The organism is Ruegeria sp. CF5 (genome assembly GCF_056537325.1).
Window position 1 is genome coordinate 16,238 of sequence record NZ_JBQFRI010000015.1, and the last position, 22,000, is coordinate 38,237.

A 22,000-nucleotide genomic window follows, 5' to 3' on the forward strand; every position below is an offset into this window, starting at 1 on the left:
GGATTGGCAATGGTCGATGTGACGGTTCGCGGTGCGGGGATTTTCGGCCTGTCCATCGCCTGGACCTGCGCACGACGCGGCGCAAAGGTTCAGGTTGTCGATCCTTTTGGACCCGGGTCGGGTTCCAGCAACGGTTTGGTCGGGGCGCTGGCACCGCATGTGCCCGAAAACTGGAATGCCAAGAAAGCGTTCCAGTTCGACAGTCTTCTTATGGCCGAACCCTTCTGGAAACAGGTCGAGGCCACCGGCGGCGTTTCGCCCGGATATGCCCGGTCGGGACGCCTGCAACCTATCCCGGATGTGCGCACTCTGGATCTGGCGCGGGCGCGTCAGGACACGGCGCGCGATCTGTGGCAGGGACAGGCCGAATGGCGGGTGGTTCCCACCGATAAGGTAGGCGCATGGTGCCCTCCCAGCCCGACCGGATACGTCATACACGATACCCTGACCGCGCGGATGCACCCCCGGCGTGCTTGCGCCGCTTTGGTTGCCGCGCTGGCCGTCATGGGGATCGATGTCGTGCAGGACGCGCCCGATCAGGGCCGGGTTGTTCACGCAACCGGGCTTGCCGGGCTGCAGGAGCTCAGCCGGGCCTTTGGGAAAACAGTCGGCAACGGGGTTAAGGGACAGGCGGCACTATTGCGATTTGACGCCGGTGAGGTGCCGCAGCTTTTCGCGGACGCGATCCACATCGTGCCGCATGCTGATGGTACATTGGCCATCGGCTCCACGTCGGAGCGCGAATATGACGATCCCTCTGCCACCGACGCGGCGCTGGATGACGTGATCGATCGCGCAATGCGAGCGGTGCCGGTGCTGCACGGGTCCGAAGTGATTGAGCGATGGGCTGGCGTCCGCCCCCGAACAAAAAGTCGCGCGCCGATGTTGGGAGAGCATCCGCTGCATCCCAGGCAATTCATTGCAAATGGCGGTTTCAAGATCGGGTTTGGCATGGCTCCGAAAATTGCTGAGGTCATGGCTGACCTGATGCTGGAAAACCGTGACGCGATCCCCGAAGAATTCCGCCCCGAGGCGTCACTCTGATATCGGAACCGCCACTGCCTCCATACATTGCCGCCCGTCCGGTCCACGCACCCAGAGCGCCTGACCGTTGCGACAAAAACTGGCCGTTTCAAAATGCATCAGCGGTGAAGACGCGCGGAACGAAAATCCGGACAACGGGCCCAGAACATCCTCGGCCAGCAGCATAAGGTGTTGCGCAAGCAGGGGGCCGTGAACCACCAGACCGCCATATCCTTCGACATCGCGCGCGTAATCCAGATCGTAATGTATCCGGTGCCCGTTGAATGTCAGCGCCGAATACCGGAACAGAAGCGTGGAATCGAACTCTACATCCCGCCGGTCTGTTTCGTCGGTGCGCGCCATCGGAGCTTTCGGTCGGGGCATTTCAGCCGAAGGGTCTTCGCGATAGACAAGATCCTGCCATTCGCTCAGCCTGAGGGTATTTTCCTGCCAGATGTCGTGCCGAAGTCTGACAAAGGCCAACGGTCCGGTGCGGCCGGTTTTCGACTGTGCGCTTTCCAGTACCGACCGCCGTTCCGCATGTATCCCGGCGCGCAAAGGCTCATGAAACTCCAGCTTGCCTCCCGCCCACATCCGGCGCGGCAATCCCATATCGGGGATCAGCCCGCCGCCTACCCGGGGATGTCCGTCACGGCCCAGACCTGCAGGCGGGCGCGGTGTCCAGAAATAAAGCTGGTGAAAGAACGGCGGCAGTGCCGACCCGGTCGCAATCGTCGCCTGCTGACCCATCGCCACCTGAAATGCGGCGGCGCGGGCCGGGTCCATCACGTCGCCCTGCTTTTCAACCGTTTCTGTCATGTCCGTACCCTAGGTTGCGCGCAACTGGCGAACAAGCGGCGACCGATCAGAATCCGGCCTCGGCCCGAAGCTTTTGCATCAGTGCCCGCAACGCTTCTTCATAGCGATCGCTTGCCAGTCGCCCATCTGCTTCGAACTCATTGGAGCTGTTTGCAAGGTGGATTTCCGGGCCTTGCAGAATTCTGGGCTGAAACGGAACCATGTAGGCGCGCAGGATCATCTGCGCCCGCTCACCGCCCGCGCGGCCCGCTGCAGCGGACATGACGGCCACCGGCTTGTCGGCCCACGGGCGGCCCTTGGTCCGGCTGACCCAATCCAGCGCGTTTTTCAGGACCCCGGATGGGCCTTTGTTATATTCTGGGGTCGAAATGATCACGGCATGGGCGCCTGCGATCTGATCGGCCAATGTCTGGACCGCGGCCGGGATCCCTTCGGCTTCTTCCACATCACCGTCAAAAAGCGGCAGGTTCAGATCGGCCTCGATGAACTGGCCGGGTTCGAACAGCCGCGCCGCTTCGCGCAGAAGTTTGCGGTTGGTGGCGGATTGGCGCAGCGAGCCGGACAGGCCCAGAAGGATCGGTTCGGACATTTGGGGAAAGCTCCGTCTTGTGTTGCACCTGTTTACCCCGGCGTGCCGCGCGACCAAACCCCGGTTGACGCGCAGTCAATGTGCACAACGAAAAAGGGCCGCACATAGCGGCCCTTTTTTGAATATCCGGTAGGGATCAGGTGTTGCCACTTGGCACAACCACAATCTCAACCCGTCGGTTCTGGGCCTTGCCCTCTGGCGTCAGGTTGGACGCGATCGGATTGTTCTCGCCCTGACCAATCGTCGCGATGCGGGAATAGCTGACGCCGTTTGCCTGCAGAATATCGGCCACGGCATTGGCGCGGCGCTCCGACAGACCCAGATTGTAGGATGCTTCGCCATCACTGTCCGTATGCCCGATGATCTGAACGTTCGAATTTGGATAGTTCACGAGGTTCTGACCAACTTTCACCAGATCAGACCGCAACGCAGGGCGCACCGTGGCGCTGTCGGTGTCGAAGGTGATGTCGTTGGGAACGGTGACGATCAGGCGGTCACCCGCATTGACGATGGTGATCCCGTCATTGGCCAGTTGCTGGCGCAGCTCGGCGGCTTGTCGGTCCAGCTGGTTGCCGATGGCACCCCCACCAGCCGCACCAATGGCTGCACCGGCCAATGCGCCCAGTCCCGGGTTGGAATTATTCGCAATGGCACCGACACCAGCCCCTATGAGCCCGCCAATCAATGCGCCTTGCTTGGTGTTCTGGTTCGGGTCGTTCTGCACCGTCAGTGTGCCCGGGTCCGTACACGCCCCCAGAACCATGGCCGAGCATAGCCCGCCCGCCAGAACAAACTTGGAAATCGTCATGGAATCACCTTCTGCTCCAAATGCCCGTTCACCGGGCTTGCTTCGTTGGCCGCATTATAACACCTGTGCCGAGTCCGGGCTCAAGCAACAATCGGGTGATATCGGCAAATACCCGCCCAAATAGGCAGGCTCAGGCCCATTCAGCGGGCTCATCCCACCTGTTCTGCTCTTGCCAGACCGCGCGCAATGGTTCGCCAAGGCCCGAAAAATAGGCATCCAGCGGGTCGCACTGCCAGATGCGGTCCACGCGGAAATGACGAAAGGCACTGCGCATCTCGCACCAGCCGGCAAGCATCGTGCATTCCAGATGATAAATCAGCGCCACCGGGCGCACCACGCGCTCGGTCCGTTCGCCCTCTGCGTTGCCATAGCTCAGCCGCAGCTTCCGCTCTTCCCGGATCGCGCTGCGCAGCATGGCGATGGACACGCAGCCCTGAACCGGATCGTCAGCGGGTGCGCCCCAAGGTGCGACCTGAAGCCAGTTGGCAGGAACGTGCAGCGCCTCGATCTTCTGGCACACCCGGTCAGCCGCCTGTTGCAGGGCGCTGTCCCCGGTTCGTGCCAGCATCGACAGGCCGACCCAAAGCGCCTCGACCTCTTCCGCGTCAAAATTCAGTGGCGGCAGATCATACCCCCGACGCATCACATAGCCCAGTCCTGCCTCGCCCTCGATCGGCGTGCGCTGCGCCTGAAGCGCTGTGATGTCGCGATAGATCGTGCGCACGGACACCTCAAGCTGTTCGGCCAGCCTTTCGGCTGTCACCGGCCCGTCTGCGGCGCGCAGGATCTGGATGATTTCGAACAAACGTGTGGACCGGCGCATGTGACTCTCCAAAGGACCTGCTGACACTTTAGCACATGCTACTGACACCGTGGTGTCAGGGGTGTTGTCCGAATGTGGGTTATCCCGAATCTTGTGAAGGAGACCCGAGATGCCCAGCCGAGATCACCAAACCCTGATGGCCCTGCAATTGGATCGCTGGTCGCAGGGCCGCCCCCTGCGCGCCTATGAGATCGAGCGGGAACTGGCGGCAAAGAAGTCGCCAAGAATCGTTCGACGCAGGCGGAAATTCCTGCTGTCGCCTTTCTGGCGGCGCACGCAGGCCTAGCCTTCGGCCCGCGCGGCCTCATAAGCCAGCATGGCGCGTTTGACAGGCAGGCCCCAGTGATAGCCGCCCAATCCCCCGGACTTGCGCAAGGCGCGGTGGCAGGGGATCAGCCAACTGATGGGGTTGCGCCCAACAGCCGTTCCCACAGCGCGAACGGCCTGCGGCGCACCCACGACCTGAGCGATTTCGGAATAGGTTGTTACGTTGCCGGATGGAATATGCAGCAATGCCTCCCAAACCTTGATCTGCAGCGGCGCTCCGATGAGGTAGAGGGGCGTGGGTTCCAGCCGGTCGCTGGCAGCACCGAAGGCGCTGAGGACCCATGGGCGCAGGCGCATCGGATCTTCGACGAACTCTGCATTGGGCCAGCGGGACAGCATATCCTCCATCGCGGGTTCCTCGCCTGTTTCGGCACTGAACGCGATGCCACAAATCCCTTTGTCCGTGCCCATGACCAAAGCCGGCCCAAAGGGACTTTCGAACCAGCCCCAATAGATTATCAGCTCGGCCCCTTTGCGGGCGTATTCTCCGGGGCTCATCGCTTCCCAGCGGATGAAAAGGTCATGCAGGCGGCCGCTACCGGACAGGCCGACATTGTGTGCGGTTTCCAGCGTCGTGAACCGTTCACGCAGCAACGCCTTGGCGTGACCCAGTGTCAGATATTGCTGATAGCGCTTCGGGGAAACCCCGGTCCAGCGGGAGAACAGACGCTGGAAATGCGCGGGGCTCATGTCCATCTGGCGCGCCAGCTCATCCAGCGACAGGGTTTCGCCGCCCTGGTCGATCAGGTCGATCGCCCGGCGCATGACGTTGTAGTGATAACCGTTTTCCGAGTTCTGGACGTTCATGACTAACCTCATCTGCTTCCCTCCAGACTATAGCGCCCAAGCCCCTGCGGCGACCCGAAACCTGCTGTTTTGTACGTCCATCGAACCCCCAACCTTCCGAATCGTACCGGCGTGTACAAAATCGTTTCTTTTGGCTTGTAAGCGATAAATTCGGGCGGCATACCGATCAGGATGGCAAAGCAACTCGATTATCATACGATCCGCGAAATCTTTACGCGGTTTCAGGCAGCCGAGCCCGAACCCAAAGGCGAGCTGGAACATGTCAACGTCTATACGCTGGTCGTGGCCGTGGCGCTGTCGGCGCAGGCGACGGATGCGGGCGTGAACAAGGCCACGCGCGAGCTGTTCAAGATCGCCGACACGCCGCAAAAGATGCTGGATCTGGGCGAAGAAAAGCTGATCGACCATATCAAGACGATCGGCCTTTACCGTAACAAGGCCAAGAACGTCATCAAACTGAGCCGCATTCTGGTCGATGAGTATGGTGGCGAAGTTCCCAATTCCCGCGCTGCGCTGCAATCGTTGCCGGGCGTCGGACGCAAGACCGCCAATGTGGTGCTGAACATGTGGTGGCGGCAACCGGCACAGGCGGTGGATACCCATATCTTTCGCGTCGGCAACCGGAGCGGTATCTGCCCCGGCAAGGACGTGGACGCGGTCGAACGCGCCATCGAAGACAACATTCCGGCCGATTTCCAGCTGCATGCGCATCACTGGCTGATCCTGCATGGCCGCTATCATTGCAAGGCACGCAAGCCAATGTGCGGCACCTGCATCATCCGCGATCTTTGCGAATTTGAGGACAAGAACCTATGAAAACCTACCAGCTTGTCGGCATCGGAAATGCCGTCGTGGACGTGATTTCCCAGGCCGATGACAGCTTTCTTGAGCTGATGGGCATCGAAAAAGGCATCATGCAGCTGATCGAGCGGGAACGCGGCGAGGTTCTGTATGCCGCCATGGAAAGCCGGGTACAGACACCGGGCGGATCGGTCGCCAACACGATCGCAGGTGCCGGTGCGCTGGGTCTGGATGCAGCCTTTATCGGGCGGGTGCATGACGACGCGCTGGGTCGGTTCTATGCGGATGCAATGAACGAGGACGGGGTCGATTTCGTCAACCCGCCAGTGCCCGGAGGGGAGCTGCCGACCTCACGCTCGATGATCTTTGTCTCGCCCGATGGCGAACGGTCGATGAATACCTACCTGGGGATTTCCTCAGAACTGTCGTCCGAAGACGTATCCTCGGAGGTGGCAGGCAACAGCCAGATCATGTTCCTTGAGGGCTATCTGTTCGACAAGGAAAAGGGCAAGGCCGCGTTTCTTGAGGCCGCTCGCAACTGCCACAAGGGCGGCGGCCAGGCAGGGATAGCCATTTCCGATCCCTTCTGTGTGGAACGGCACCGGGTCGATTTCCTGCTGCTGATCGAGAACGAGCTGGATTTCGTCATCGGCAACGAGGCCGAGATCAAGTCGCTGTTTGAAACCGACGATCTGGAAGAGGCACTGGCCAAAACCGCCGCCATCTGCCCGCTGGTGGTCTGCACCCGGTCGGGCGACGGCGTGACCGTTCTGAACGGCGGCGACCGCATCGACGTGCCGGTGGAAAAGGTGGTGCCGGTGGACGCAACCGGCGCAGGCGACCAGTTCGCCGCCGGGTTCCTGTTCGGCATGGCCACGGGCCGCGATTTCGAGACCTGCGCCCGCATCGGCAACATCTGCGCCCGCGAGGTGATCAGCCATATCGGGCCACGGCCCGAGGCAAATATGCTGGAATTGTTGCGGGGTGAGGGATTGCTCTGACCGGTCGGATGAAAGCGTCAATCTGAACCAATGGACGAATGAATTGCAAAAACTCACAAATCTTCTCTCCGGGCAACTCGGCGAAACACTGGCGTTGGCCAAGTTCATCTCGGTGGGTCTGCACGCCTATGTCAGCCCGCCAGGTGCGCCCGGACACGATATCATGGTGCATACACCAGACGGTCTGAAAACCGTTGAGGTCAAAACCAGACAGTACATCGACAGGCTATCAGAGATCGGCCGCTGGCCTGTTAACATGAACACAAAGGCAGACGCAGATTTCATTTTATTCGTCGCATTGAATCTGCGGACTTTTGAGCCGACGTTCTATTTGCTCGACAAACTTCAGGCCAAAAACGCGTACAGTGAAAACAAACACGGCGGGAACTGCCTGCCCAGCAAGGTACGCGCGAGCGTGATCGCAAACGACTTCAGCGCAATTACGGGCGAGCCTGCGGAACTGTCCTCAACAAACGCCGTTGAACAGCCGAAAACCAAAGCCCAGAAACCCGCTTTGCGGCACACGATTGCACAAGAGGTTGAGTTCGCCGGTCGTCGAATAGTGCAATACACCTGTCAGAGCATTGATGTTTTCGAAAACGGCAAGCTACAAAAAAACGCCATCGAGAACCTGCGTGATCTGGCAAAGAAACTCGACGTTTCAGAATTCAACGCCTCCGGCGGCGTTCATAATACCCGGCAACTTGGCAAAGCAGTAATCGACGCGATCAAATTGACAGACAACGTTGACCGAGTAGGAGCGGGTTAACCTTTCCGGCAGCGGAAAGAGATTTATCTGGGCTGGCAATTCCTGAATTCCTCAACCACCCGCTCATAAACCTCGCGCTTGAAGGGCACGATCTCTTCGATCAGGCGGTCCGGTTCCTGCCATTTCCAGCGGGTGAATTCGGGATGCTCGGTCTGGATGTTGATCTGATCGTCGCGGCCCAGAAAGCGCAGCAGGTACCATTTCTGTTCCTGACCGCGATAGCGGCCCTTCCAGATTTTCGGCACGATGTCATGTGGCAGGTCATAGGGCAGCCAGCCGTTGGTTTCGGCGATGATCTCGACCAGATCAGAGGTGACGCCGGTTTCTTCCCACAGCTCGCGCAGGGCCGCGTCGCGGGGGTCTTCGCCCTTGTCCACACCGCCCTGTGGCATTTGCCAGGCGTCGGCATGGCGGTCGTTGCGCTGGCCGACGAATATTTTGCCCTGCCCGTTCATCAGCATCAGCCCGACGCAGGGGCGATAGGGCAGTTTGGCGATTTCTTCGGGTGTCATGCGCGGCCTCATGGGTTGTTCGGCCAACCTCTAGCAAGCGCCGCCGCGTCAGCAAAGGGGATGACGTCGGGTTTTGCGTGACACCGGGCGGTCCTGCGGTGATCTTCGGGCGTAAATCTCAGGGAGAGTTTCATGACTGCGTACCCGAACATGCTGGCCCCGCTGGATCTGGGCTTTACCACACTGAAGAACCGCGTGCTGATGGGCTCGATGCATACGGGTCTGGAGGAAACCGGCGACTGGAACCGGGTGGCCGAGTTCTATGCCGACCGGGCGCGCGGCGGTGTCGGGCTGATGGTAACCGGGGGTATCGGGCCGAACCTTGAGGGATCGGTGCTGCCGGGGGCATCGATGATGACGAATGACACTGAAGTTGCGAACCATTCGATAGTCACCCGCCGCGTACACGAGGCAGGCGGCAAGATCGCGATGCAGATCCTGCATGCGGGTCGTTATGCCTATGGGCCGAAATGTGTGGCGCCCAGCCCAGTGAAATCGCCGATCTCTCCGTTTCCGCCGACTGAGCTGGACGAAGAGGGGATCGAGAAACAGATCGCCGATATCGTCAATGCAGCCGTGCTGGCGCAAGAGGCAGGCTATGACGGGGTCGAGATCATGGGCTCCGAAGGGTATTTCCTGAACCAGTTCCTTGTCACCCACACCAACAAGCGCACCGACCGCTGGGGCGGGTCGTATGAAAACCGGATGCGCCTGCCGATCGAGGTGGTGCGGCGCACGCGCGAGGCTGTGGGAACCGATTTCATCATAATCTATCGCCTGTCGATGATCGACTTGATCCCTGATGGTTCGACCCATGACGAGGTGGTGCAACTGGCGCAAGAGATCGAGAAGGCCGGGGCGACGATCATCAATACCGGCATCGGCTGGCACGAGGCGCGCATTCCGACCATCGCCACCAGTGTACCACGCGCGGCTTTTGCGTGGGTGACGAAAAAGCTGATGGGCAAGGTGTCGATCCCGGTGATCACCTCGAACCGGATCAACACGCCCGAGGTGGCCGAGCAGGTGTTGGCGGATGGCTGCGCTGACATGGTGTCGCTGGCCCGGCCCATGCTGGCGGATGCGGATTTCGTGAACAAGGCGATGGCGGGCGAGGGTGAAAAGATCGCGCCCTGTATCGCCTGCAACCAGGCCTGTCTGGATCACACGTTCAGCGGCAAGCTGACCTCGTGCCTCGTCAATCCGCGCGCCTGTCACGAAACTGAGCTGGTGATCGAAAAGGCCGAGAGTGCCAAGACAGTTGCGATTGTCGGCGCCGGGCCTGCCGGATTGTCCACCGCGATGACCGCCGCCCAGCGCGGCCACAACGTGACCCTGTTCGACAAGGCGGATGAGGTCGGCGGGCAACTGAACATGGCCAAACAAGTGCCCGGCAAGGAGGAGTTCTGGGGGCTGGTCGACTGGTACCGCGCGATGATCGCCGATCTTGGCGTCAGGCTGGAACTGGGGCGTGAGGTCACCGCGGACGACCTGACCGGCTTTGACGAGGTGATCATCGCCACCGGCGTCACCCCGCGTGATCCGCAGATTCCGGGACAGGACCGGGACAATGTTCTGAGCTATGTCGATGTTCTGCGCGGCAAGGCCAAGGTTGGTAAGACGGCAGCTGTGATCGGGGCTGGCGGCATCGGGTTCGATGTGTCCGAGTTTCTGCTGGAAGAGGGGCACAGCCCCACAACCGACCTGCCCCTGTGGATGAAGGAATGGGGTGTAACCGACCCGGCCGAGCATCGTTCGGGCCTGGCCCCCGAAGGCCCGCAGCCCGAAGCGGCAGCGCGCGAGGTCACTTTGCTGCAACGCAAGAAACAGGCGCATGGCAAGGGGCTGGGCAAGACCACCGGCTGGATTCATCGCACGACACTGAAGAAAAAGGGCGTCAACTTTGTGGGCGGCGTGAATTACGAGCGTATCGACGATGACGGGCTGCATGTCAGCTTTGGCGAGGAACGCGCCGATCCCACAGTGATCGCGGCCGAGACGATTGTGCTGTGCTCGGGTCAGGTCTCGGACCGGACGCTTGCAGACGCCCTGATCGAAAAGGGGATCACTCCCCATGTCATCGGCGGGGCGGATGTGGCTGCGGAACTGGATGCGAAACGGGCGATCAATCAGGGCACGCGGCTGGCGGCAGAACTTTGATGCGCTTCACGATTTCGACGCTACGTGTCGTTAGTGACCAAGCTCTTAGGTTCAGGTGCAATAGACAAACACAGGTTGACTGAAGGGACGACCTGCCATGGTCTTTGCCACCATCCTGTCAGGGCTTGCGCCGAGTTTTCTTATGGTCGCGCTTGGAGGGCTTATCCGGGCGCGCCTGTCTGAAAATGCATGGCAGGGCCTCGACAAGCTGAACTTTGAGATCCTGTTTCCGGCCTTGCTGTTTGTGGCCGCAAGCAGACGCCCGATCGAGATTTCCGAGGTTTTGCAGATTGGCCCCGCTGTGTGGGGCATTCTGGTCTTTGCAATGCTGCTTGGATGGCTGGCGCGTCCTATTGGACCGGACCGGTTTCTTGATTTTGCGGGCGGCTGGCAAACCGTCTGGCGCTTTAACTCGGCAATTGCGCTGGTCGCGTCACAGATAATCGGACCCGACGCGATTGGCCACATGGCTGTCGCCATCGGTATGGCAGTACCTGTCGCCAACATGCTTGCCGTTATTGTGTTGTCCCGTGGCGGGAGCCTGAGCATTGTTCAGACAATTTCCAAAGTCGTGCTGAACCCGTTTCTGCTGGCAAGCGTGCTGGGGGTTGCCGTGGGATTGTCGGGTATCTCGATTCCCTCTCCAATAATGGCACCGCTGGACATGGTCGCCGCCGCGGCCATACCAATTGCGCTGATTTCCATCGGCGCAACGATGAATTGGAGCGCCTTGGCAAAAATGGATCGTTTCAGCGGATATGTAAGCTTGTCGCGGCTGGTTCTGGTGCCGGGCGGTACGTTTCTTGTCTGCCTTGTCGTAGGCAACGCCAGTGGGCTTGCACCAGTACTCGTTCTGTTTGCTGCACTTCCGACCGCGTCGGCAGCGCATGTTCTGGCATCTGGCTTCGGGGCCGACCGAAAACTGGTTGCCACACTCATCGCGCAGTCGACCTTGCTCAGCGCCGTAACGCTGCCCTTGTGGATACTTGCGACAAGGGCAGCCTTTTAGCGCGACGGTTTTACTGCCCGATTGTTATTCCACCTTGATCGTTATCACATCGGAAACGATGGGGGTGGAATGGGGGACGTGGCCGTAATCACCCAGCACCAGTTGCAGCGTATGCTCGCCCGGCGCGAGGTCGATCGTTACCTCTGTCTGGCCGCCGCCGAAATGCAGGTGGTTGTCGTCTGCCGGCAGGCCATAGGACAACTCGTCTGCGCCGTCCTCACCCTCGCCAAGGGGCGGGCGGTCGATCAGAAGATGATGATGGCCGGTATTTTCCGCCTCGGTCCCGGACGGTGCGACGCCCATGCCGCTAAGCCCGAATACGATGGTAACCGGTGCGGTCACGGTATCACCGTCAGCCAGATTGACGAAATAGACCTTGGCATCGGGGTTGGACGGCGTTTCCCCCCCGGCATGCGCAAAGCTTGCTAACAAACAGACGGAAACAGTCGCGATAAAGGCCCTCATGATATCCTCCCTGGTCACAAAAATGCCATTCTCAGGATAGCACGTAAGGGAAAATGTCCAGTTCACGCAGACTTAAAAGGCCCGTGAGGGGCCGCTTAATCATTGTTTCCGCGTTTCCGACACGCAAACGATCCCAACTAAATCCCTGATATTATCCCATGTCTGCCCCGTTCTCGCCCAGATTTGCAGCGAATGTACGGTACGACAAACAACACCTTGGGGACGCGAGTATGGACCGACTCACCGAAATGGAAGCCTTTGCCAACGTGGTGGATCAGGGTGGCTTCACCGATGCGGCCAAAAAGATGGGTATTTCCAAATCGGCCGTTTCCAAACACGTCTCAAGCCTTGAGGCGCGATTGGGTGCCCGCCTGTTGAACCGCACGACGCGACGCGTGTCGCCGACCGAAATCGGGCTGGCCTATTATGACCGCGCACGGCGGGTTCTGAACGACGCGGGCGAAGCGGATGCGCTGGTCACGTCGATGCAATCGGCACCTTCGGGGCTGCTGCGGATCAGTGTGGCCACCGATTTCGGCGTCAATCACCTGTCGCCGGTTCTGTCGCAATTCCTGTCCGATTTTCCCGACATCACGGTCAACATGGTCCTGAACAACCGTTTTGTCGAACTGATCTCGGAAGGGTTTGACGTCGCCATCCGCATTGGCGAGCTGGAAGACAGCACCTTGCGCGCGCGCAAACTCACGGAAACCGTCAAGCGGATGGTCGCGGCGCCCAGCTATATCGAACGGTATGGCCGCCCCCAGCGCATCGACGAACTGAACGAACACAAGCTTTTGCATTATTCCAGCCAGTCTTCGGGCAATGTCTGGAAGCTGACCGCACCTTCAGGGGAAAAAAGGCAAGTTCGCACTGCCGGGTGGCTGAGTGTGAATGACGGTCAGTCGCTTCTCAACGCCGCAATATCGGGGTTGGGAATCGCCTATCTGCCCAGTTATCTCTATGCCGACGCGCTGAAAAGCGGCGAGGTTGTCGACGCAATGCCGTCGCTGCCGGACGAGATACAGGGCATCTATGCGGTCTATCCGCCGGGGCGCTTCACGCAGCCCAAGGTACGGGCCTTTATTGATTTTCTCGTCGATTCCTATGCGGAAAAGGGACCGATGGACTGGTAATTTCTCCCAGACCACCTTAGACACCCACGCCTCTGGCGTGGGTTTTTTTGTCGCGATCAGAAGTTTTCGACCCAGGGCCTGAGCGTCAGTTCGTTCGACCATGCCGTGCGATCCTGATTGATCAGGTGCATGTATTCCCGCGCTATTGCATCCGGGTCTAGCATGCTGTCGGGGTTGTCGGCGCTGTCGATGCGGCCAGCGCGGTTGGGGTTGCGAATGCCACCATCGATGTTGATCCAGGCGACATGTATCCCCTTGGGATGCAGTTCGCGGGCCATGGATTGCGCCAGTCCCCGTTGGGCAAACTTACCCATCGCAAAGGGGGCTGACAGCGGAAACCCCTTAACGCCTGCCGAAGCGCCAGTGAACAGGATCGTGCCTCGCCGGTCAGGCGACAGATCCTGCGCCAGCATGCGCCGGGCGGCGGCCTGCCCCGTCACAAATGCGCCGTAGGCCGTGACTTCGACCGATTTGCGCACGGTTTCGGGGTCAAGCTCGATGACCGGGCCGCGTTGGCGCGCCGACGGATTGTAGCAGGCGACGCGAAGTTCGCCGGGCAATCCGGCAATCAGGGCAGCCATCGCCGCGGCATCTGTGGCATCCAGTTGGTGCAACTGCGCACCGGTTTCTTCCGCAAGGGCCTGCAGGTCCGACGTATCACGGGCGGTCAGGTGCAGGGCGTAACCCGCCTGCGCAAGCTCACGCGCAAGCGAGGCTGACAGGCCCGCCCCCGCGCCGACAATCAGGGCAGCTGGTTTTTCCGAAGAGTCCGGCATGGCATTTCCTCCTGCCGCAACATGACAGGATTCCAAAGCCCGCGCAAAACACAGCCGGTTGAGCGGGGTTCAGTTTGCCAGCAACACCGCCTCGACCCGCCGGTTGCGGTCACGGCCTTCGGGCGTCAGGTTCGACGTCAAAGGCGCAAGATACCCGACGCCCTGCGCCTCGATCCGGTCGCCCACCACGCTGTAGCCCGAGATCAGACGATCACGCACCGCCTCGGCCCGTTTTTTGCTGAGGGCGATGTTGCTCTGAAGCGCGCCGGTGTCGTCCGTATGCCCGACCAGCGCCAGACGCATCTCCGGATTTTCGGTCAGGAAATCGGCAAGGGATTTGAGCGAAGCAAACGGCCCTGCGCCCAGCGCTGCCGAGCCGGTCTGAAATTCGAGATCATTCAGGATGACATGGCCGTCGCGTTCCAGATCGTCCAGCACGGGTTCCGGACCCGAGGCCGCTTCGACAACCACCAGCGGCGGTTCGGCTTTGACATCTGCTGGTGTGACACGGATCAGCTGAATGAACCCGTCGGGTGGGTTGCGGCTGATCAACAGGCTGAAGACGGTGCCGTCGCGTTCGGCTGTCAGAAAGCGATAGTCGTGAATGGCCACGTACATGTCCGGGGTCGGCACCACCTCGGTTCCGAAGCGGAAATCGAAACCGCCACATTTCTGCGCCTCGCACTCCATCGTGATCTTGTATCCCTGCGCCTCGATCTGGTCACGCAGCGGGGCCAGTATCTGCAACGTCGTAGCTGAGCCGGACTGGATGCCCCAGGTTCGACGCTCGACCCGGCCTTCGACCGTTTTCGACGGCACGACACCATTGGCGAACACGCCTGTCGGCAGATCATAGCTGTCCAGTTCACTGACACGATCCGACAGCTGTCTGGCGCTGGCGGGCAAGGTCAGTTCCTGGGACAAGGCTGGTCCCGCCGCAAAAGCGGCGCAGAGGATAAGGCGAAGGATCATCTGAACAGGGCGTGATATTCTTCGTTCGGTTCCATCGCGACGGCGCTGGCCACGCGGTTGGACATGTTGAAGAACCCGGCAACATTGGCGATGTCCCAGATGTCGCGGTCAGAGAAACCCGCGTCGCGCAGGCGCTGCCGATCGGGTTCCTCGATCTCGGCGCTGGCGGTGGTCATCTTGGCCGCAAAATCCAGCATCGCACGCTGACGCTGATCCAGAGGCGCCACGCGGTAGTTCATCACCAGCATCTCGCCCAGTTGCGGATTGCCGGACATTTGCCGGATGGCGGCCCCATGCGCCACAAGGCAATAAAAGCACTTGTTGATCGAGGACACGACGACGGCGATCATCTCGCGTTCCAGCTTGGACAGCCCGCTATCGGCCAGCATCAGGTCGTTATACATCCCGGTGAATGCGTTCAGCTTGTTGATATCAAACGCGTTTGCCTTAAGCACATTCGGTACCATGCCCAGTTTTTCGACACAGATATCAAAGTATTTCTGCGTCTCGGGCGGCAGCGGGTCCACCATCGGCAGGTTCAGCGCCGTGGGCTGTTTCTGATCGGTCACGTCTGTCTCTCTCCCCTCAGGCAAGCTGGCGGTAATGATATTCTCCCACGACTGGCATTCCGAGAGAGAGGTAGAGGCGGTTCGCCCCTTCATTCGCCTTAGTACAGATCACGCTAAGGGTATGAGCGCCGTTGTCCAGCGCCCAAAAGGCCGCGGCGCGCATGGCCCACTGGCCAAGGCCCTGACGGCGCTGATGCGGAAGGATTTCCAGTGCGTGCATCATGGCGATGCCGTCATGGATGGCGACAAACCCGGTGCCGCCGGGCTGATCGCGGTGGCGCATCAACAGCCCGGTTTTCGGGCCGGGTGCGCGGTCCATCACCGCCAGCCGCGCAGGGCCTATGCCTCCCTGCTGCCAGATCTCGCGCATGATCGCCAGCGGTTCCCATAACGGGAAAACGGTAACGCGAGGAATGGCGATATCGGTCAGATGTTCGACCGGGCAGGCGTATATGTTGACCGGATCGAGGATGTCATAGCCACGGTCCGCCAGTTGCGCGTCCAGGTCCTCATCCCCCGGGCGCAGGCAGAAAATCCGCTTCTGGCCCATTGCCTGCATCCTCGCTTCGGCGGCGAGGATGTCGGAGGCTGTAAAGGTGCCTGTCGGGCTGGCCGCTGACACGCGCGACCCGCCGCCCTGCCCCTGACGCAGCAAAAACGGACCAAGCGTTTCATAATGCGCAGCAGGCCATGTTCCGTCGACCACATCGGCCCAGTTGACGCTCAAAGCTCAAGCTCCTTCGCCAGCCGGGTCACAGCAGCATCGATGCGCCCGCCATCCGTGCCGCGGATGACCACATTCGCCCCGAATACGCCATTAACCTGAAAGGGATAGCAGCCGATGGACAAATCATCGAAATCCTCGGCCAGGGATGACAGTGTCGGCGCGATATCCCCCTCGCCACGATCCACCCTGAGGGATTGCGACAACAGCGGCACGCCGCCGGTCAGGGTTGACAGCACGCTGGCCACCATCGCCTGAAAAACCGTTGGAACCCCAGCCATCACATGGACGTTTTCGATAGTGAAGCCCGGTGCGGTCGAGACCGGGTTTTCGATCAGCACTGCCCCGTCCGGTATACGTGCCATGCGCAGGCGCGCCTCGTTCAGCTCAAGCCCGGTCTTTTCATAATGCGCCTCAAGCAGCGCGCGGGCATCGTCGCGGACATCCAGCCGGGCGCCGAATGCGCGGGCGATACAGTCGGCGGTGATGTCGTCATGGGTGGGGCCGATACCGCCGCTGGTAAAGACGTGATCGAAGCCTTCAGACAGGTCCCGGACCGATCTTTCGATGGCGTCCGCTTCGTCGCTGACGATACGCACTTCTCTGAGGTCGACGCCGTGTTTGGTCAGTTCGCCTGCCAGAAAATGCATATTGGCATCACGGGTGCGGCCCGACAGAATCTCATCCCCGATCACCAGCATTGCGGCGGTTGGATTGGCCATGGCACCCTCTCCTCTTGAACGAACTTGTGTGCAGGTATAGGCGCTTGGACATGCGCTTTGAAACCCCTCTTGTTCCCGCCCGCCTGATCCGCCGTTATAAACGCTTTCTGGCCGACTGCCGCCTTGAGGACGGGCGCGAGGTGACGGCCCATTGCGCCAATCCCGGTTCCATGATGGGGCTGGCCGAGCCGGAGATGAAAATCTGGCTGGAGCCCAATGACGACCCGAAGAAAAAGCTAAAATACGGCTGGCGGCTGGTCGATCATGAAAACGGACATTTCACCGGGGTCGATACTTCGGTGCCGAACAGAGCACTGCGGGCGGCGCTGGAGGCCGGAGAGATTACCGAACTGGCCGCGTATGAAACCGTGCGGCCCGAGGTGAAATACGGCGAGAAAAGCCGCATCGACTTTCTGCTGAGCGGGCCGGGATTGCCCGACGCCTATGTCGAGGTCAAAAGCGTGACCCTGTCGCGCCAGACGGGTCTTGCCGAATTTCCCGACAGCGTCACAGCACGCGGCACCAAACATCTGGGAGAGCTGGCAACCATGGTGGCGCAGGGACACCGGGCCATCATGCTGTATCTGGTGCAGCGCACCGATTGCGACATGTTCGCGCTGGCTGCGGATATCGACCCGGCTTATGCGACGGCGTTCGACGCCGCGCAGGCGCAGGGGGTCGAGCGGCTGGTATACGGGACGCGGATCTCACCCGAAGGGGTCTGGCTTGCCAACGCGCTGCGGCCCGTGTGACCCTGACCGATCTGTGATTGCCCGTGGCGGGCGTTTCGCTAAGGTCGCATCATTGGCTGTTTGGCTATCGAGGAGAAACTCTTGGCACCTGATCAATCCGAACTCATCGCACTCAGGCATGAGTTTCACCGCTTTCCCGAACTCGGGTTTCAGGAAAACCGCACAAGGGCCAGAGTGGCGGAAATTCTGCGCGATCTGGGGCTGGAGGTTCACGAAGGCGTCGGTGTCGTCGGTGTTCTGCGGGCGGGAACGGGCAACCGGGCAATCGGATTGCGCGCGGATATGGACGCCCTGCCGATCCATGAGACCAGCCAGCACGATTACCCGTCAGAGACGCCGGGCATCATGCATGCCTGCGGGCATGACGGCCACATGACCATGCTTTTGGGTGCCGCCAAAGAACTGGCCGCCGATCCCGATTTTGACGGCACGGTGATTTTCCTGTTCCAGCCGAATGAGGAACACGGTTTGGGTGCACGCGCGATGATCGACGAGGGGGTGCTGGAGCGCTTTCCGGTGGATGAGGTCTATGCCATCCACAACCTTCCCGGTGCACCTGTCGGACAGGTCTCGACGCGGACCGGGCTGATCTGCTCATCGGAAAGCCTGTTCGAGATTACGATCAGGGGTCAGGGTGGCCATGCCTCGATGCCCCAGGCCGGGCGCGACGCCATCACCATCGGCGCGGAACTGGTTCAGGCGCTGCAGACCATCGTGTCGCGCAAGCTGCCCCCCGGGGCCGGGGCGGTGGTTTCTGTCACCGAGTTTCTGACCGACGGACAGCGCAACGTGTTGCCGGGAACCGCAACGCTCAAAGGTGACGTCCGCGCCCGCAGCCCCGAAGACCGGGAAAACATCGAAGGCTTCATGCGCCAGATCGCCTCGGGTGTAGCGGCAGCGCATGGTGTGACCGTTGACGTTTCCTACAACACCGAGTTCATCGAAACGATCAACGCCGAAGGCCCGGTGCAGGCCGTGACCCGCGCCGCCCGTGCCGAGGGGCTGGAAACGATCCCGGACCGGCAACCGATGAGCTTTTCCGAGGACTTCGCCCATTTCAGCGCCGCAGTTCCGGGATGTTTCCTGTTACTGGGCAACGGGGAAACCGGAGCGCACGGCCAGCCGCTGCATGCCAGTGATTATGATTTCAATGATGAGATCCTGCCCATCGGCGCCGGATTCTGGAAAGCGTTGGTGCGCGACCGGTTGCCGGTGCGGGGGTAGGTGAGTGGGGTGAAGAGAAGACGGTCATGATCGACGCGACCTATCTCAAGGCACATCGCACCGCGTCCAGCTTGAGCGCCCAAAAAGAGGGGCCGACTGATCGGCCGATGCAAGGGCTTCCTGTCAGCCATGACACTCGCAGCAACTGTCATCTACTGGATATGAGTCCTGACCCTGAACCCGCAGCTACGGCGCGTACTCTTCATTCAACCAAGACTTCGAAATAGAGCACCACGAATTTCGAGAACAAAACCCGTTGGCGGAAATCCGGGCAGCCATGGTTCAGCCGCCCGGAATCGAGTCTATTCAGCCGGAGCTGTCAATTTCTGACGTAGGCTGTCGCGGTATAGGGCCTTGGCGAGAGCCACACACATCAGACCCATGACCATCGTGAAGGGCAATGCGCCGATGATCATCGCGTTCCGCAAGGCATCCATTGGATTGTTCTCGCCTGCAGCCAGAATCAGAGCGCCAATCACCGCTGTCAGGATCAGACCCCAGATGATCTTGTGCTTGTTGCCGATGTTCTGATCGCCACCCGACATGATGGTGTTCATCACCAGAATGCCCGAGTCAGCCGATGTGACCAGGAAGGTCATGATCAGGACAACACACATCACTGTAACGCCCGACAACAGACCGCCGGCGATCATTTCCTGCAGGGTGACAAACAGCTTGGCGGTATTCGACGCACCGATGATGGCGCCCTCGGCGGTACCGTTCAGTTCAAGATCGATGGCGGTGCCACCCAGAATGGTCATCCATGCAAAGCAGACCAGTGCCGGAGCAAACACGCAGCCGATGATGAACTCACGTACCGAGCGACCTTTGGAGATGCGCGCCAGGAACAGCCCCACAAAGGGCGAAAACGCAATCCACCAAGCCCAGTAGAACGTGGTCCAACCTGCTTGCCAACCGAACTGACGGCCCGGATCGCCTGCGGCGTAGACCGACGCAAGAACCGATTCCGGCAGTGCTGCAGCATCGCCTTCCAGGCCCGACACGAACCCGTCGAACGACCCCCAAGGATTGGTCGCACCGGCATAAAGCGCATCGGCAAACGGCGCAGCTTCGCTGGGCAGAGCCGCATCAAACGCTGCAGCCGATTGCGGGTTAAAAGCACCAAAGCTGAGCGAGATGAAGTGCAGGATGTAATCCACGAATGCCGTTGCATAGGTTGTCATGGCAAACAAGAACGACCCAAAAACCACGAAGACCAGCAGCAGGATCAGCGAAAGTACCAGGTTCAGGTTTGACAGGTATTTGACACCCCGACCAACACCCGAAACCGCTGAAACGATGGACAGCCCCATGATCACCATCAGACCTGCCAGCAAGCCAACGGTGCTGGGAGCCGGAGTGTCACCAGTCATGTCCATCATCCATTCCATTCCCGAAATGGCATAAAGGCCATCAATGAACTGCGAGACACCGAACCCAATGGTGACCGACACGCCCAAAATGGTAGCAACCACACCAAGTACATCCACTACGTGGCCAAGAAAGCCGTTCATCAGCTTGCCAAACAGTGGTGTCAGCGCAGTGCGGATGGTCAGTGGCATGTTACGCGTATAGGCGTAGTATGCCAGCGAAAGTCCGGTCACCACATAGATCGACCAGGCATGAAACCCGTAGTGCAGGAAGGTATAACGATACCCGGACTGCAGCGCATCTTCGGTGTTGCCGGTGACGTCTCCGGCAATAACGACCGGGTTCGATCCCCACAGGCCCAGAGGTTCGGCAGTCGCAAAAACCATCAGACCAACACCCAGACCGGCACCGAACATCATCGAGAACCATGAAAAGTCCGAGAATTCCGGCTTTTCACCCTCGGGGCCCATAAGCCGTTTACCGGTTTGCGGCAGCGCGGCTACGACAAACAGGAAAAAGGCAAATAGGCCTACGATAATGATGTAGAACGCATTGAAGTCTTCCAATAGGCGCGAGTTCAGGCTTCCCAGAACGCCATTTGCGTTTGCAGGCCAGACCAGTGCCCAGATGACTAGCGCAACCATGATCGACTTGCTAAGCAAGGCAATTTCGACGCTGTGACCTTCATAGAAGCCGCCCGAAGATCGCTTGATCTCCAGATCGGTAAATGGATCCTTCATTGACATGTGTTTCCTCCCTGTTCGCACGTGTCCTGATGTCCAGAAAAGATTTGGCAGGTGTCCCGGAACTTCACCATTTGGACCCTAGGAGAGCAGGGCCTCAATTTTTTCCAGCGTTGCCACGTTGACGGCTACACCTTCAGAATTTGCCGCCAAACGCTTTGCCCGGCGACCGTCACCGGGCAAATGTGCGCCGTCCTGAAATCGGATCGCTTCAACAAGATCGGCAATTCTGGTCGAAAAAACGTCACCTGCAGTCGCTGATGCGTCAATCGCGATAAAGAACTGACCCGTCTTAGGAGGGCCTCCAGCCGTTCCCGAAAAAGGTGAGGCGTGAATTCCAAGCGTGGCGCCGGTTAGCGCCGCGGCCAAAACCTCAGTCAGCAAGGCCACGCCGACACCTTTGTAACCCCCCGAAGGGGCCATCGATCCCTTGAGCCCGACATTCGGGTCGGTGGTGGGGTGGCCATCGGGGTCCAGCGCCCAGCCAACCGGGATCGACTTGCCTTCCCGGGCATGCTTCATGACTTCGCTTTTTGCGATGGTGCTGGCGCTCTGGTCGATCAGCAGTGCGGGTTGCCCATCAGTGCCTGGAGCAGCGATCGAGAACGGGTTGGTCCCAACCACCGGCTTAGAGCCTCCCGAAGGTGCTATTGAAGCCGGAGCGTTGGTGAAGCCCAGACCGACCAACCCGGCCTGCGCCAGCCGGTGAGTGTGATACCCCAAAACTCCGCAATTATAACTGTTGCGGATCGCCAGCGTCGCAATTCCCTGCGTGCGGGCCGCCGGGATCAGAGCTTTGAACCCGGCCTCAATGGCTGCATGCGCAAACCCGGTGGCAGCATCGACAGTGATGACGCCGGGGCGTGGCTTTGCCAGAACCGGCTGGGCCTGCCCATCGACCTTGCCGCATTGAACATGCTCACAGTAGATCGGGATATAGGCCAGGCCATGGCTGGCAACCCCGTCTGCCTCGGTCGCGGCGGTTGCGACCGCCAGAGGCCGCGCGTTTTCCTCGCTTGTGCCCGCAGCGACCAGTGCCCGGAAAGACAGCTCTTCGATTTCAGCAAGTGACAGGGTGCGGGTTTGGATCATGGCGGT

24 protein-coding genes and 1 pseudogene are annotated in these 22,000 nt (G+C 60.2%); 11 read left to right on the forward strand and 14 right to left on the reverse strand.

Going from position 1 to position 22,000, the window contains the following annotated elements:
• Positions 1–9: 9 nt before the first annotated feature.
• On the forward strand, positions 10–1,044 hold the full coding sequence (locus tag ACR0NW_RS22290) for an NAD(P)/FAD-dependent oxidoreductase (RefSeq protein ID WP_480452961.1): 1,035 nt from the start codon (positions 10–12) through the stop codon (positions 1,042–1,044).
• On the opposite strand, the gene ACR0NW_RS22295 is transcribed toward ACR0NW_RS22290, so the two are convergent.
• The 4 genes from ACR0NW_RS22295 to ACR0NW_RS22310 form a co-directional block, all read right to left on the reverse strand.
• Positions 1,036–1,842, reverse strand: coding sequence for an HTD2 family dehydratase (locus tag ACR0NW_RS22295; protein ID WP_480452959.1), 807 nt, complete (start codon positions 1,840–1,842; stop codon positions 1,036–1,038). The two genes, ACR0NW_RS22290 and ACR0NW_RS22295, sit on opposite strands and share 9 nt — an antisense overlap.
• Before the next feature lie 46 nt (positions 1,843–1,888).
• A complete protein-coding gene (locus tag ACR0NW_RS22300; protein ID WP_480452958.1) occupies positions 1,889–2,431 on the reverse strand; it encodes an NADPH-dependent FMN reductase in 543 nt (180 codons plus the stop codon).
• A gap of 136 nt (positions 2,432–2,567) precedes the next feature.
• Complete coding sequence (locus ACR0NW_RS22305; protein WP_480452957.1) at positions 2,568–3,239, reverse strand: YiaD family glycine zipper/OmpA-like lipoprotein; 672 nt, start codon at positions 3,237–3,239, stop codon at positions 2,568–2,570.
• 130 nt (positions 3,240–3,369) lie between these two features.
• Positions 3,370–4,062: a helix-turn-helix transcriptional regulator gene (locus ACR0NW_RS22310; protein ID WP_480452955.1), complete on the reverse strand. Its 693-nt coding sequence runs from the start codon at positions 4,060–4,062 to the stop codon at positions 3,370–3,372.
• Positions 4,063–4,171: 109 nt separating this feature from the next.
• On the opposite strand from ACR0NW_RS22310, the gene ACR0NW_RS22315 reads away from it, so the two are divergent.
• Positions 4,172–4,348: a hypothetical protein gene (locus ACR0NW_RS22315; RefSeq protein ID WP_480452954.1), complete on the forward strand. Its 177-nt coding sequence runs from the start codon at positions 4,172–4,174 to the stop codon at positions 4,346–4,348.
• On the opposite strand, the gene ACR0NW_RS22320 is transcribed toward ACR0NW_RS22315, so the two are convergent.
• The gene (locus tag ACR0NW_RS22320) at positions 4,345–5,196 is read right to left on the reverse strand and encodes a methylated-DNA--[protein]-cysteine S-methyltransferase (protein WP_480452952.1); all 852 of its coding nucleotides are present in this window, start codon (positions 5,194–5,196) and stop codon (positions 4,345–4,347) included. The genes ACR0NW_RS22315 and ACR0NW_RS22320 overlap by 4 nt on opposite strands.
• 171 nt (positions 5,197–5,367) lie before the next feature.
• On the opposite strand from ACR0NW_RS22320, the gene nth reads away from it, so the two are divergent.
• From nth to ACR0NW_RS22335, 3 genes are all read left to right on the forward strand, one after another.
• Positions 5,368–6,012 (forward strand): endonuclease III, encoded by a 645-nt coding sequence (gene nth, locus ACR0NW_RS22325; protein WP_480452950.1) that lies wholly within the window; start codon positions 5,368–5,370, stop codon positions 6,010–6,012.
• Positions 6,009–6,998 (forward strand): adenosine kinase, encoded by a 990-nt coding sequence (locus tag ACR0NW_RS22330; protein ID WP_480452949.1) that lies wholly within the window; start codon positions 6,009–6,011, stop codon positions 6,996–6,998. The genes nth and ACR0NW_RS22330 overlap by 4 nt, the downstream gene beginning before the upstream one ends.
• A gap of 112 nt (positions 6,999–7,110) precedes the next feature.
• Positions 7,111–7,767: a hypothetical protein gene (locus ACR0NW_RS22335; protein WP_480452947.1), complete on the forward strand. Its 657-nt coding sequence runs from the start codon at positions 7,111–7,113 to the stop codon at positions 7,765–7,767.
• 23 nt (positions 7,768–7,790) lie between these two features.
• Here the strand turns inward: ACR0NW_RS22335 and ACR0NW_RS22340 are convergent, their stop codons facing one another.
• On the reverse strand, positions 7,791–8,279 hold the full coding sequence (locus ACR0NW_RS22340; protein WP_480452946.1) for an RNA pyrophosphohydrolase: 489 nt from the start codon (positions 8,277–8,279) through the stop codon (positions 7,791–7,793).
• Between the two features lie 132 nt (positions 8,280–8,411).
• Between ACR0NW_RS22340 and ACR0NW_RS22345 the strand changes: the two genes are divergently transcribed.
• Together ACR0NW_RS22345 and ACR0NW_RS22350 are read left to right on the forward strand one after the other, a co-directional pair.
• Positions 8,412–10,439, forward strand: coding sequence for a 2,4-dienoyl-CoA reductase FMN-binding domain-containing protein (locus tag ACR0NW_RS22345; RefSeq protein ID WP_480452944.1), 2,028 nt, complete (start codon positions 8,412–8,414; stop codon positions 10,437–10,439).
• A gap of 97 nt (positions 10,440–10,536) precedes the next feature.
• Positions 10,537–11,448: an AEC family transporter gene (locus ACR0NW_RS22350; RefSeq protein ID WP_170656182.1), complete on the forward strand. Its 912-nt coding sequence runs from the start codon at positions 10,537–10,539 to the stop codon at positions 11,446–11,448.
• A gap of 24 nt (positions 11,449–11,472) precedes the next feature.
• Here ACR0NW_RS22350 and ACR0NW_RS22355 read toward each other — a convergent pair whose 3' ends face one another.
• Positions 11,473–11,913: a DUF4399 domain-containing protein gene (locus tag ACR0NW_RS22355; protein ID WP_480452942.1), complete on the reverse strand. Its 441-nt coding sequence runs from the start codon at positions 11,911–11,913 to the stop codon at positions 11,473–11,475.
• Positions 11,914–12,143: 230 nt separating this feature from the next.
• Between ACR0NW_RS22355 and ACR0NW_RS22360 the strand changes: the two genes are divergently transcribed.
• Positions 12,144–13,049 carry a LysR family transcriptional regulator gene (locus ACR0NW_RS22360; protein ID WP_170656185.1) on the forward strand — a complete coding sequence of 302 codons (906 nt, stop codon included), beginning with the start codon at positions 12,144–12,146 and terminating at the stop codon, positions 13,047–13,049.
• A 56-nt stretch (positions 13,050–13,105) separates the two neighbouring features.
• Here ACR0NW_RS22360 and ACR0NW_RS22365 read toward each other — a convergent pair whose 3' ends face one another.
• The 5 genes from ACR0NW_RS22365 to ACR0NW_RS22385 all read right to left on the reverse strand — a co-directional run bounded on the left by ACR0NW_RS22365 (position 13,106) and on the right by ACR0NW_RS22385 (position 16,812).
• Positions 13,106–13,825 (reverse strand): SDR family NAD(P)-dependent oxidoreductase, encoded by a 720-nt coding sequence (locus ACR0NW_RS22365; RefSeq protein WP_480452941.1) that lies wholly within the window; start codon positions 13,823–13,825, stop codon positions 13,106–13,108.
• Positions 13,826–13,894: 69 nt separating this feature from the next.
• A complete protein-coding gene (locus ACR0NW_RS22370) occupies positions 13,895–14,797 on the reverse strand; it encodes an OmpA family protein (RefSeq protein ID WP_480791953.1) in 903 nt (300 codons plus the stop codon).
• Positions 14,794–15,366 carry a peroxidase-related enzyme gene (locus ACR0NW_RS22375; RefSeq protein WP_480452937.1) on the reverse strand — a complete coding sequence of 191 codons (573 nt, stop codon included), beginning with the start codon at positions 15,364–15,366 and terminating at the stop codon, positions 14,794–14,796. Before ACR0NW_RS22375 ends, ACR0NW_RS22370 begins: the two co-directional genes overlap by 4 nt.
• Positions 15,367–15,382: 16 nt before the next feature.
• Complete coding sequence (locus tag ACR0NW_RS22380; protein ID WP_480452936.1) at positions 15,383–16,093, reverse strand: GNAT family N-acetyltransferase; 711 nt, start codon at positions 16,091–16,093, stop codon at positions 15,383–15,385.
• Entirely contained in the window at positions 16,090–16,812 is a 723-nt protein-coding gene (locus tag ACR0NW_RS22385; protein WP_480452935.1) for a competence/damage-inducible protein A, read from the reverse strand. The genes ACR0NW_RS22380 and ACR0NW_RS22385 overlap by 4 nt, the downstream gene beginning before the upstream one ends.
• A 50-nt stretch (positions 16,813–16,862) precedes the next feature.
• Here ACR0NW_RS22385 and sfsA point away from each other — a divergent pair, with 50 nt between their 5' ends.
• The 3 genes and pseudogenes from sfsA to ACR0NW_RS22400 all read left to right on the forward strand — a co-directional run.
• Entirely contained in the window at positions 16,863–17,564 is a 702-nt protein-coding gene (gene sfsA, locus ACR0NW_RS22390; protein ID WP_480452934.1) for a DNA/RNA nuclease SfsA, read from the forward strand.
• Between the two features lie 81 nt (positions 17,565–17,645).
• Complete coding sequence (locus ACR0NW_RS22395) at positions 17,646–18,788, forward strand: amidohydrolase (RefSeq protein ID WP_480452932.1); 1,143 nt, start codon at positions 17,646–17,648, stop codon at positions 18,786–18,788.
• A pseudogene (locus ACR0NW_RS22400) lies at positions 18,776–18,905 on the forward strand (IS5/IS1182 family transposase); the annotation flags it as partial. The gene ACR0NW_RS22395 and the pseudogene ACR0NW_RS22400, both read left to right, overlap by 13 nt.
• A gap of 185 nt (positions 18,906–19,090) precedes the next feature.
• Here the strand turns inward: ACR0NW_RS22400 and ACR0NW_RS22405 are convergent.
• Both ACR0NW_RS22405 and ACR0NW_RS22410 read right to left on the reverse strand, forming a co-directional pair.
• Complete coding sequence (locus tag ACR0NW_RS22405) at positions 19,091–20,905, reverse strand: BCCT family transporter (protein WP_480452930.1); 1,815 nt, start codon at positions 20,903–20,905, stop codon at positions 19,091–19,093.
• 78 nt (positions 20,906–20,983) lie between these two features.
• Complete coding sequence (locus ACR0NW_RS22410) at positions 20,984–21,994, reverse strand: Ldh family oxidoreductase (RefSeq protein ID WP_480452929.1); 1,011 nt, start codon at positions 21,992–21,994, stop codon at positions 20,984–20,986.
• Positions 21,995–22,000 lie beyond the last annotated feature (6 nt).